Below are 11,410 nucleotides of genomic sequence, written 5' to 3'. Positions count from 1 at the left end.
ACCTACTCCTGTTCAGGGTTCCGCAGGTAATAGCCTACTCCTCTGCGGGTGACAATCCAGGCCGGGTGGCTCGGGTTGTCTTCAATTTTTTCACGAAGGCGGCGGATGGTCACGTCCACAGTGCGGACGTCTCCAAAATAGTCATAGCCCCATACCGTCTGCAATAAATGCTCGCGGGTCATGACCTGCCCGATATGTTTTCCAAGATAATGGAGAAGCTCGAACTCGCGGTGCGTCAGCTCAATCGTTTCATCCCGCTTTTGGACTAGGTAGGCGTCCGGCTGGATCGTCAAAGCACCGACTTCGATATCATTCGAATTCGGGCCATCCTCTTCAAGCGGCACGACGTTCTGGCGTCGCAGGTTCGCTTTGACGCGCGCAATCAATTCGCGCGTCGAAAACGGTTTTGTCACGTAATCGTCAGCACCCAATTCAAGTCCGAGCACTTTATCGATTTCCGAGTCTTTCGCCGTCAGCATGATGATCGGGAAATCAAATTTCTTGCGGATTTCGCGGCACACTTCCATGCCGTCGCGGTTCGGCAGCATGATGTCCAAAAGCATCAGATCCGGCTGGATTTCTTCAGCGATCTTCACCGCTTCATCGCCGTCATAAGCGCAAACCACGTTGAATCCTTCTTTCTTCAAATTGAATTGCAGAATGTCTGCAATCGGCTTCTCATCGTCTACAACCAAAATCGTTTTACTCATCATTTTCTCCCCTTCATATCCCAGCTTTTTTTCGGTGGAATTGTTCAGATGCACATTCTTTTCTACCATTACTTTATCACTGTTAAGAAGGTTTCGCACCTCTCATTCCCCGGACCTTATTTCCCGGGAAATAATCGGCAATGAATCGAAAAAGACCGGCCTTTGCGGAAGGCCGATCTGTTGAGCATTTATTTGAGATAATTTAATGGATTCTTTGTTTTACCATCTAACGATACTTCAAAATGGAGGTGGACGCCAGTAGAACGGCCTGTGTTCCCCATATTTCCAAGCTTGGTCCCTTTCGGCACTTTCTGGCCCGGCCTGACGTCAATCGAGGACAAATGGGCGTAGATCGTTTCATAGCCATTCTGGTGGTCGACGATAACGCGGTTGCCGAACGTGCCGGCTGCCCCTGCCGCTTTTACGACGCCGTGGTCAGCTGACTTGATTGCCGGCCCGTCCGGCTGGGCGATATCGATGCCGTTATGGAGGCGTCCCCAGCGCTGGCCGCGCTCGCTTGAAATATAGCCGCCTTCTGCAGGCCAGGCAAAGCGGCCGGTGCCGATAGATGGCAGTTCCTTCGTGCCTTTGGCGATGATCTTGTCCACCGGCTCACGGACGGTCTCTTCTCCGACCACTTCTTCCGAAACCGCTTTGCCGTTGACGGCAAGTATCGCCGTCGTAACGTGCTTCTCGCCTTTTTTGCCCTGCTGCTTCACCTTCGTCTTGCCGATCAAAAGCGCCGCGTCGTCCTCTTTCTTCTCCTGGAACGCAACGGGCTCTGCCTTGTTCTGGAGCTTCTCGATTTCCACCGCAACGCGCGGCTCATCTTTTGCCACAACGAGCTTGGTGCCTTCCTTGATCTTAGAGAATTCCGCTTCGTTGTTCCACTCCGCAAGGCGCCCTGATTCCAGGCTGAACGTTTTAGCGATCTTGCGGGCGCTGTCTCCGTCCGAAGCCGTGTAGATGCGTTCGCCGGTCAACAAGTAATGGGCGGCCTCCTTGGCCGTCATGACAGCTTCCGGATCGGCCTGTGTACTTTTTCCGGAGAGGTTCGCCTTTATGGAAATGTCCGTGATTCGGGACTCGCCTGCTTTCAGTTCCGCTTCTTCTTCCGCATCCCCGGATTCTTCCCACTGCGCCAATTCCTCCGGCGTCGCATAAGCCAATTTCAGCTCGCGCAGCGTTTCGTGGTACGCCGCTTCATCTTCGACGTGTACCGCAACGGCTCCATTGACCGACAAGGCGACGGCCGGCGTCTTCACTTCCAGGCTGTCCGTCACTTTCGAAAGAGTTTCCTGTTCGTCATTGACGGCCGGCTTGAACACCTGCTCTTTGATCACTTGGAAGTCTTTGTCCGCTTCCAGCTCCATGCCGGCAAATGCGGGCTGGGCTTCGGCGATTTTGGCTGAAACCAGTGAATCGACGGCGCCTTTATCGGTGACTGCACCGAGATATTCTTCTCCATCATACAGATGGTAGACCGGCTTGAGGCCGTCCATTTCCAGGGGATTGGCGAATGCAGGGCTGAACGTCAGGCCTGTCAGCAGCATGGCAGACGCGGCAGCTGCCTTGAGTGCGGCACTGCCTCCTGCTGCGAGGCCTTTGGTATGGATATTTTTCATCGTTTACTCCTTTAATTATCGTAAAGCGCTTGCCGCTTTTCATTTTCTGTTCCTTCAACTTTTCCCACTCTAGCATATTCCGCCTAGGCTGCGACAGCGCCGCCGACCCCGTAACCCAACTGTCTTATTGCTGCCAATACATGCCAGAGAGCCGAGATTTCCGGGCATTTTCAGTAAGGAAAAAGCCTTTGTTTGAGCCTTTTATGCAATAAAATCGATAATTACACGATGTATTCCTGTCATATTTGTCATATAAACATCCATATTCCCCATTTTAAATATGTCTATTTTGTTAAAAGGGCAAAAAAAACAACAAAAAAGAGATGGGATAATGTTTATTCCAGCTCTTTTTGGGCTATCGAGAATCTTTTATAAACCATTTAATAAACGAAAAAACCTATTTACGCTGCTTTGGGCATGGCTCCCACAATGAGCCGAGAAGACCACTCGTCTCATTGCAAAACCCTTCTGCTCCTGCATCGCTGCGCTAGCTTCGTCGCAAATAAAATGGCCCAAACTGCTTTTGGGCCATTTTATTGCCTAGCCCCTGGACGCGCCGGCGCTGGTATAGATCTTTGAAAGCTGATAACTTACTTATTTAACAGTCCTGTCTGAGATATGGAGCAAAACAGCGGAGAAAACCGTACTGCTCCTGCGGGACAGCGAGACAGCCGAGACCCCGCAAGCCGCAGCGCGGCTGAGGAGGCTTGGCGCTCGCCCGCAGATAAAATATATGCTCCTGCAGCGCTTTGCGCTTCGTCGCAAAGCTATCGGCCGAACTACCTTCGGCCAATAGCTTCGCAGCTGTTTTGCGGAATATCGATTGCTCCACAACCAAAAAAAGAACCGGAATAAGGTGTATTCCGGCTCTTTTCGCATTTATTCAATTAGTTCTGAAGCTTATCTCCAAACGCTTGTGACGATGTTGGTTTGGTTGCGGTCAGGCCCCACCGAGAAGATGGAGATCTGGACGCCTGTCAATTGGGCGATGCGCTCGAGGTAATGGCGTGCGTTCGCCGGCAGTTCGTCCAATGACTTGCAGCCGGTTACGTCTTCCGACCAGCCTGGCAGCTCTTCGTAGACCGGTTCGCAGTCCGCAAGCATGCGGAGGTTCGCCGGATACTCGGTGATCAGCTCGCCGTTGTAGCGGTAAGCCGTACAGATCTTCACCGTCTCAAGGCCGGTCAATACATCGATCGAGTTGACCGTCAGATCCGTCAATCCGCTGACGCGGCGTGCATGGCGCACCACAACGCTGTCGAACCAGCCGATGCGGCGCGGGCGGCCTGTTGTCGTGCCGTATTCCTTGCCGACTTCGCGGATGCGGTTGCCGACTTCATCAAACAATTCCGTCGGGAACGGACCGTCGCCAACGCGTGATGTATAAGCTTTACATACACCGATGACGTGCTGGATCGTTGTCGGGCCGACGCCGGCACCGATTGTCACTCCGCCCGCTACCGGGTTGGAGGACGTGACGAATGGATATGTACCTTGGTCGATATCCAGCATGACGCCTTGTGCGCCTTCAAAAAGGACGCGGCGGCCGTCGTCGATGGCATCGTTGAGCACTTTCGACGTATCGGTTACGTACTTCGCGATTTCCTGGCCGTATTCGTAGTATTCTTCCATGATTTCTTCCACAGTGAAGCCTTCTGTTTCATAAAACTTCTCGAACATGCGGTTCTTCTCGTTCAAGTTCATGCGCAGCTTCTCTTCGAACACAACGTGGTCCAGAAGATCCGCCATGCGGATGCCGACACGCGCTGCTTTGTCCATATAAGCAGGCCCGATGCCTTTACCAGTCGTTCCGATTTTATTGGCTCCGCGTCTTGCTTCTTCCACTTCGTCCTGCTTGATGTGGTATGGCAGGATGACGTGTGCGCGGTTCGAGATGCGCAGGTTTTCCGTCGTCACGCCGCGTGCGTGCAGCGCCTTCAGCTCTGTGACCAGCGCTTTCGGGTCCACGACCATGCCGTTGCCGATTACCGAAATCTTGTCCTTATAGAAAATCCCTGATGGAATCAAATGCAGTTTATACGTCTCGCCGCCGAAAATGATGGTATGGCCGGCATTGTTGCCGCCCTGGTAACGCGCAATCACTTCTGCGTGTTCCGATAGAAAATCCGTGATTTTGCCTTTTCCTTCGTCTCCCCATTGCGTTCCTACTACTACGACTGATGTCATCGTCCGCACCTCCGTTAGGCTTATGCCCTTGTTTCAAACAGTCTTCATTGTATCAGCGAAACGCCGCTTCGTCAATCAAAAACAGAGAAAAACACGAACGTATGAATGTATCTCAACATTCAACGTTCGTGTTTAGAAGTCCCCGCCGGATTCGTGCTGGCTCCAGTCAATGGTGACGAATTTATTGTATTCCTTCACAAACGCCAGTTTCACCGTTCCGGTCGGGCCGTTACGCTGCTTGGCGATGATGATTTCAATCATGTTCTGGTCTTCGGTTTCCTTGTCGTAATAATCTTCGCGGTACAGGAAGGATACGATATCGGCATCCTGCTCAATCGATCCGGATTCACGCAAATCCGACATCATCGGGCGCTTGTCCTGCCGCTGCTCTACGCCACGGGACAACTGGGAAAGTGCAATGACCGGCACTTCGAGTTCACGCGCCAAGCCTTTCAACGAACGGGAAATATCCGATACTTCCTGCTGTCGGTTCTCGCCGGCGCGCCCCGGCCCCTGGATCAGCTGCAGATAATCGATAAGGATCATGCCCAGGCCATATTCCTGTTTCAGGCGGCGGCATTTCGCCCGAATGTCGTTGACCCGAATGCCCGGCGTGTCGTCGATGAAGATGCCGGCATTCGACAGGCTGCCCATCGCCATTGTCAGCTTGCGCCAGTCTTCCGTCTGAAGGGCTCCCGTACGGAGCACCTGTGCGTCGATATTGCCTTCGGCACAGAGCATCCGCATGACTAGCTGGTCGGCGCCCATCTCCAGACTGAAGATCGCGACATTTTCGTCGGTCTTCGTCGCCACATTCTGCGCAACGTTCAAAGCGAATGCCGTCTTACCGACAGAAGGCCGTGCAGCCACGATAATCAAGTCGTTCCGCTGGAACCCTGCTGTGACCTTGTCGAGGTCCCGGAAGCCTGTAGGGATACCTGTGACGTCGCCTTTGCGGGTATGCAAGAGTTCAATGTTGTCATAGGTCTTCACCAGGACGTCTTTGATGTGGGTGAAGTCGCCGGCATTTTTCCGGTTCGACACTTCCATCATTTTCTTTTCCGCTTCTGCAAGCAACGCTTCCACTTCGTCTTCGCGGGTGAAGCCGTCCTCCACAATCGTGGTCGCGACCCGGATCAGACGGCGCAGCAGCGCTTTCTCTTCGACGATGCGCGCATAATGCACGACGTTCGCCGCAGTCGGCACCGAATTGGCGATTTCCGCCAAATACGACAGCCCGCCGACGTCTTCAATCTCTTTCTTGACCGATAACTCTTCAGTTACAGTCACCACATCAATCGCTTTGCCGCGGTCGGAAAGGTCGATCATGGTCTGGAAGATCTTCTGGTGCGCAAGGCGGTAGAAGTCTTCCGGCATGACGATTTCCGCTACGGTGATAAGCGCTTGCGGCTCCAGGAAGATCGCCCCGATGACCGATTGCTCGGCTTCGTGGTTATGCGGAGGGGTGCGGTCCAATGTTTCATTCATGGAGTTCATCACCTTACGCTTCTTCTGTTACATGGACCCGCAGTGTCGCCGTGACTTCCGGATGCACTTTGACCGGCACGTTGGTATAGCCGAGTGCACGGATGGAATCATCCAATTCCATCTTGCGCTTGTCGATTTTGAAGCCGTGCGCCTTTTCCAATTCCGTCGCCACTTGTTTAGTGGTGATCGAGCCGAACAGGCGGCCGCCTTCACCGGATTTCGCTTTCAATTCGATGGTTAGGCTTTCGAGCTTCTCTTTCAGCGCTTTCGCTTCTTCCAATTCTTGCGCTGCTTCTTTTTCCTGCTTTTTCTTCTGGCCGGCCAGTTGGCTGATCGCCGCCTGGTCCGCTTCTCTCGCCAAGTTGTTTTTCAGCAGAAAGTTATGTGCATAACCGTCTGCCACATTTTTCACTTCGCCTTTTTTGCCTTTGCCTTTTACGTCTTTCAAGAATATAACTTTCATTCGGATTTGCCCTCCTCGTATTGTTCCTTTATTACAGTTTTCAATTGGCCGATCGCTTCGTCGATTGTCGTGCCCGGCATCTGGGTTGCGGCATTCGTCAGATGGCCGCCGCCGCCCATGTTTTCCATGATGATCTGGACGTTGACTTCGCCGAGCGACCGCGCCGAGATGCCGACGCCGCCTTCTGACCGTTCCGCTACCACGAACGAGGCATTGACGTCTTTCATCGTCAGCAGGATATCAGCCGTCTGTGCGATGAGCACAGGACTGTAGATTTTTCCGGCTTCGCCTCTGGCGATCGCGATGCCGTTCGCAACAAATTCGACGGTTTCGACGATTTTCGCGCGTTCCATATATGTTTCCAGGTCTTCTTTCAGCAAGCGCTGGACCAGTACGGTATCCGCGCCGTTTGAGCGCAGATACGAGGCCGCTTCAAACGTCCTCGACCCGGTCCGCAGCGTAAAGCTTTTCGTATCAACGATAATGCCCGCAAGCATCGCCGTCGCTTCGAGCATCGACAGCTTTTCGTGCTTCGGCTGGTATTCAAGCAATTCGGTGACCAGTTCCGCAGTCGATGACGCGTACGGCTCCATGTAGACGAGCATCGTATTGGTGATGAATTCCTCGCCCCGCCGGTGATGGTCGATCAAGACCACCCGTTCCATGCGCTGGAGCAGGCGTTCGTCGATGACCATCGACGGTTTATGGGTATCCACGATGACCAGGAGCGAGTTGTCGGTCATGTCGGCCAGCGCTTCTTCCGGCGTGATGAACCGGTCGAACAATTCATCGTCCCTTTCGATTTCTTCCATCAGCCGCATGACGCTGCGGTCGTATTCGTTGAAATCCAGGACGATGCGCCCTTTGACTTTGTTCATCGCCGCCATTTTGGCCACGCCGACCGCCGCACCGATTGCGTCCATATCAGGCATCTTATGGCCCATGACAAAGACCTGGTCGCTTTCCTGCATCAAATCGCGCAGCGCATGTGAAATGACGCGTGCGCGCACCCGTGTGCGTTTTTCGACCGGGTTCGTCTTGCCCCCGTAGAACTTCACTTTTCCGCTCGGATGCTTGATCGCCACTTGGTCGCCTCCGCGGCCAAGGACCAGGTCCAGGCCGGACTGTGCCATGCTGCCGAGTTCGACAAGCGAAGCCGATCCGGCTCCAACGCCGATGCTTAACGTCAGTGCAAGATTGTCTTTCGATGTCACTTCGCGAAGGTCGTCCAGGATGGCGAACTTCGATTGTTCCAGCTCTTTCAGAATGGACTCGTTGAAAACGGCCACAAAGCGGTCAGATGAAACCCGTTTGACGAAAATTCCATGCTTCGCTCCCCATTCATTGATGAGCGACGTCACGATGCTGTTGAGATTGCTCCGCGTCTGGTCATCCATCCCTTGCGACAATTCATCGTAATTGTCGATGAACAGAATGCCGATGACGGTGCGGTCTGCATAATACAGCGTCTCGATCTCCACTTGTTCGGTGATGTCGAACAAATAGAACAACCGGTCATCCGCCCGGTAATAAACCCGGTATTTGCGGTTGCCGAGTGTGATGGTCATGTCTGAGATCTCATCCGACTTCACCAATGTATGGAATTCATCCGATAAGCTGTAAAGCGATTCGCCGATCAGCGTATCGTATTCCAGCGTCGACGTCATATAGGGATTGGCCCATTCGATGTCGAAATTCTCATTGACCAGCAGGATGCCGATCGGCATTTCAAGAAGCGCCTCTTCCCCGACTTTCTTCATGCGGTAGGAGAGCGTTTCAATATGTTTTTCGGTTTCTTCGTATACCCGTTTTTCCGTCACCCAGGCGGCTGTAAAAGCCAGGCCGAACAGCAGCGTGAAAATCCCGGCTGCCCATTCCGACCAGAGGGCGATGAAAATAATCGCCGCCACTCCCAGAAGGAGCAGCGCCAAGAGCGGATAACGAAGCTTTCTTTGTCTAAAAAAAGCCGACATTCCGTTTCAGCTCCTCATTTTCCTTTAAACTCGTGCGCCCGCTTCACCCAGCCCCGGATATCGAACCCGAGGTCTATGATGCCGACGATGCTTGTAAACGACTGCAGCGGCAGCGCCAGCACCGTTACCAGGACCGTCACCCATTGCGGCCAGCCTTCTTGGCGGATATAGAAATGGTAGAACGAAATCCCCTGCAGGAACAGCAGGAACTGGAGCAGCACGGAGGCGTTCAGGAACACCATATACGCCATGGTGCCCGGCTGCAGATCCGTCAGCATCGAGGCGAGCAGAACGATTAGATAATACCATAATATACTTTTCGGCAATTTCATATCCCGAAAAGGCGGAAATTTTGGAACTTCCGTGCCCAGGCGCTTCAATATCGGCAGCTGGATCGCTAATAGGACCCACACCATGAAAAATACTGTCAGCACCAACAAGGCAGGCAGCAGGATTTCAAAAGTGGTCATCAATGCATTGAGCGTTTCCTTGTACTCTTCTGTCTGCGTGCCGAAATCTTCCATGAGAGCCGCCGACCATTCGGCAGACCGTCTGGTTTCATTCATCATTTCTTCGAGGATGTTGATCCCGAACAGGAAGATCAGCGCCAGGTACTGCAGCATGGCTGACAGCAGAAACACCAGACCCGAGCCCATGAACATGTACAGCTTGCTCTTTTTATAATGGATCGACAAGCCGATGGCCAGGCCGAGCGGCACATGGACGAGCGCGAGCGGCAGCGCCAGCAAGCCGCCGGCAATAAAGGCCAGCAGGAGGCAGACCGCCGCAAAAAAGGCGGACGCTTTCCAGCCAAAGCGGGCGCTGTACCACGCCACCGGAAGGCTCAGCAGAAGCAGCGCTGCTAAATTCAAAACGGGCACGTAGACCGTGATTGCCAGCAGGACTGTGAAGATCGCCGCCATCATCGCACCGTTCGTAAGTTGTCGTGTTTGTTGATTTTGCATCCGAGTGAGATTCCCCTTCTTTCGGGTTGATTTCATCCTTGTAATTGTATCATGATTAAGGAATGTGAACAAAAAACGGGGGCTCGCAGGCATGCCTGCCCTGATTTTAGGGCAATAAAAAAAGACCGGTTTCCCGGCCTTTCCTCATCGTACTTATCTTTCTTCCGCAACAAACGGTAGAAGTGCCATGATACGAGCGCGTTTGATAGCGATTGTCAACTTGCGTTGCCATTTAGCGCTAGTGCCTGTAACACGACGTGGCAAGATTTTTCCTCGTTCAGAAATGAATTTCTTCAACAAGTCAGTGTCTTTGTAGTCGATGAAAGTAATGTTGTTTGAAGTGAAATAACAAACCTTTTTGCGTTTCTTTCCTCCGCGACGTGGTGCCATATCGAATTACCTCCTTTTTATAATGGATTTTCGTTCATCGTGAGTTCCGGTCCTTCTTAGAACGGCAAATCGTCATCCGATACTTCGATCGGGCCGCTGCCGCTTGAGAATGGATCCTGGTCTACACGTGTATAGTTCTGCTGACTTGGGCTCGGCGATTGGTTCTGCTGATAAGACGGCTGCTGCCCTTGCGAGCGGTCTGCATTAGCTCCAGAGTTTTTCGGCTCAAGGAACTGGACACTGTCTGCCACGACTTCCGTCGTATAGACGCGTTTCCCGTCTTGTCCTTCGTAGCTTCCAGTCTGGATGCGGCCTTCCACACCAGCCAAGCTTCCTTTTTTCAAGAAGTTCGCCGTGTTTTCAGCTTGTTTGCGCCAAACAGTACAATTGATAAAATCTGTTTCCTTCTCGCCTTGCGCATTGGAGAATGTCCGGTTTACAGCAAGTGTAAAACGGGCAACCGCCGCTCCGCTTGGAGTGTAGCGAAGGTCAGGATCTTTTGTCAGTCTTCCGACTAAAACAACTCGGTTAATCATCAGAATTCAACCTCCTTTAAGTCATGGTTTTCGTTATATGCCTTACGCGTCTTTGCGTACTGCGATATGACGGATAATGTCTTCGTTAATGTTCGCAAGACGTGTGTATTCGTTGATAGCTTCAGAACCAGCGTTTACTTTTACGATCTGGTAGAAACCTTCACGCAAATCGTTGATTTCGTAAGCTAAACGACGTTTACCCCACTCTTTCGACTCGATGATTTCAGCACCGTTTGAAGTAAGGATATCGTTAAAACGCTCAACTAGAGCTTTTTTCGCTTCCTCTTCAATTGCAGGCTGCATGATGTACATTAGTTCATACTCTCTCATCGTGTTGTCACCTCCTCATGGACTTGGGCCCTGCTGTTTCCAGCGGGCAAGGAGCAAGCAATTCATATTATTACTCACATCAATGTATTGTATCACAAGCGTCGATGTGCCGCAACTATGTTTTTCACCCCTTCCTCAGCTATAATTGAAGCAAGACGCCGAAAGGAGTGATGACGTGGAAAGGTCCCGCATTATCACCATGGAAGTGCGGAAAGTTGCCCCGAAAGCGCTGTGGGCAAACGTCCTGTTTCTTATTGGATTTGCAGCCGCTTTTCATTTTCTGGCCGAACCGCTGGATTTCTCTTTTTCGATTCCCGGCATCCTTTATTTTATCATCGGATATGTTGTTCTGATCTTTATCCACGAAGCGTTCCATTTGATCGGCTTTATCCTGTTCGCCAAAGTGCCCTTCTCTTCTCTGGACGTCGGATTGAATCTGGATATGGGTGTCGCCTATGCCACGACCACTGAGCCCATTCCGGTCAAAGCGATGAAAAAAGCGCTGCTTCTGCCCTTCTGGATGACTGCCGCCATTCCGGGGCTCATCGGCTTCTGGATCGGCGACCAAGTGCTGGTCCTGCTTGCCGCGATGCTGGCAGCCGGTGCCTACGGCGACTTCTATATGTACAAAGCGTTGCTGAAAGAACCGAAAAGCGCCTGGGTGCTCGATGACCCGGAACTGCCGCGCCTGCACATCTTCGACGAAAAACCGCATAGCAAAAGCCCCGACGCGTAAGCATCAG

Annotated in this window: 11 protein-coding genes; 1 reads left to right on the top strand and 10 read right to left on the bottom strand. The window is 52.4% G+C overall.

Translation table 11 applies throughout. The annotated features are described in order from the left end of the window. Positions 1-2: 2 nt before the first annotated feature. The 10 genes from yycF to rpsF all read right to left on the bottom strand — a co-directional run bounded on the left by yycF (position 3) and on the right by rpsF (position 10,667). Entirely contained in the window at positions 3-710 is a 708-nt protein-coding gene (gene yycF, locus ACFSDB_RS11135; protein ID WP_204893160.1) for a response regulator YycF, read from the bottom strand. Positions 711-898: 188 nt separating this feature from the next. Next, positions 899-2,335 carry a peptidoglycan DD-metalloendopeptidase family protein gene (locus ACFSDB_RS11130; RefSeq protein WP_204893159.1) on the bottom strand — a complete coding sequence of 479 codons (1,437 nt, stop codon included), beginning with the start codon at positions 2,333-2,335 and terminating at the stop codon, positions 899-901. Positions 2,336-3,235: 900 nt separating this feature from the next. Next, the gene (locus ACFSDB_RS11125) at positions 3,236-4,522 is read right to left on the bottom strand and encodes an adenylosuccinate synthase (RefSeq protein WP_204893158.1); all 1,287 of its coding nucleotides are present in this window, start codon (positions 4,520-4,522) and stop codon (positions 3,236-3,238) included. A 132-nt stretch (positions 4,523-4,654) separates the two neighbouring features. Beyond that, positions 4,655-6,010: a replicative DNA helicase gene (dnaB, locus tag ACFSDB_RS11120; RefSeq protein ID WP_204893157.1), complete on the bottom strand. Its 1,356-nt coding sequence runs from the start codon at positions 6,008-6,010 to the stop codon at positions 4,655-4,657. Positions 6,011-6,023: 13 nt separating this feature from the next. Next, positions 6,024-6,473 (bottom strand): 50S ribosomal protein L9, encoded by a 450-nt coding sequence (gene rplI, locus ACFSDB_RS11115; RefSeq protein ID WP_204893156.1) that lies wholly within the window; start codon positions 6,471-6,473, stop codon positions 6,024-6,026. Then, positions 6,470-8,446, bottom strand: a complete 1,977-nt coding sequence (locus ACFSDB_RS11110) for a DHH family phosphoesterase (protein ID WP_204893155.1) — start codon at positions 8,444-8,446, stop codon at positions 6,470-6,472. Before ACFSDB_RS11110 ends, rplI begins: the two co-directional genes overlap by 4 nt. 14 nt (positions 8,447-8,460) lie before the next feature. Then, positions 8,461-9,411 carry a YybS family protein gene (locus ACFSDB_RS11105; RefSeq protein ID WP_204893154.1) on the bottom strand — a complete coding sequence of 317 codons (951 nt, stop codon included), beginning with the start codon at positions 9,409-9,411 and terminating at the stop codon, positions 8,461-8,463. Positions 9,412-9,564: 153 nt separating this feature from the next. Further along, on the bottom strand, positions 9,565-9,801 hold the full coding sequence (rpsR, locus tag ACFSDB_RS11100; protein WP_036810891.1) for a 30S ribosomal protein S18: 237 nt from the start codon (positions 9,799-9,801) through the stop codon (positions 9,565-9,567). 56 nt (positions 9,802-9,857) lie between these two features. Beyond that, the gene (ssb, locus tag ACFSDB_RS11095; protein ID WP_036810886.1) at positions 9,858-10,337 is read right to left on the bottom strand and encodes a single-stranded DNA-binding protein; all 480 of its coding nucleotides are present in this window, start codon (positions 10,335-10,337) and stop codon (positions 9,858-9,860) included. Between the two features lie 42 nt (positions 10,338-10,379). Next, positions 10,380-10,667, bottom strand: coding sequence for a 30S ribosomal protein S6 (gene rpsF / locus ACFSDB_RS11090; RefSeq protein WP_036810883.1), 288 nt, complete (start codon positions 10,665-10,667; stop codon positions 10,380-10,382). Between the two features lie 175 nt (positions 10,668-10,842). On the opposite strand from rpsF, the gene ACFSDB_RS11085 reads away from it, so the two are divergent. Continuing rightward, positions 10,843-11,403, top strand: a complete 561-nt coding sequence (locus ACFSDB_RS11085) for a DUF3267 domain-containing protein (RefSeq protein WP_204893153.1) — start codon at positions 10,843-10,845, stop codon at positions 11,401-11,403. Positions 11,404-11,410: the final 7 nt, after the last annotated feature.

It is taken from the genome of Planococcus chinensis (genome assembly GCF_042681545.1).
Classification (GTDB): Bacteria; Bacillota; Bacilli; order Bacillales_A; family Planococcaceae; genus Planococcus; species Planococcus chinensis.
Note: the sequence above shows the minus strand (reverse complement) of the source record. Positions and strands in the feature narration are given on the sequence as shown.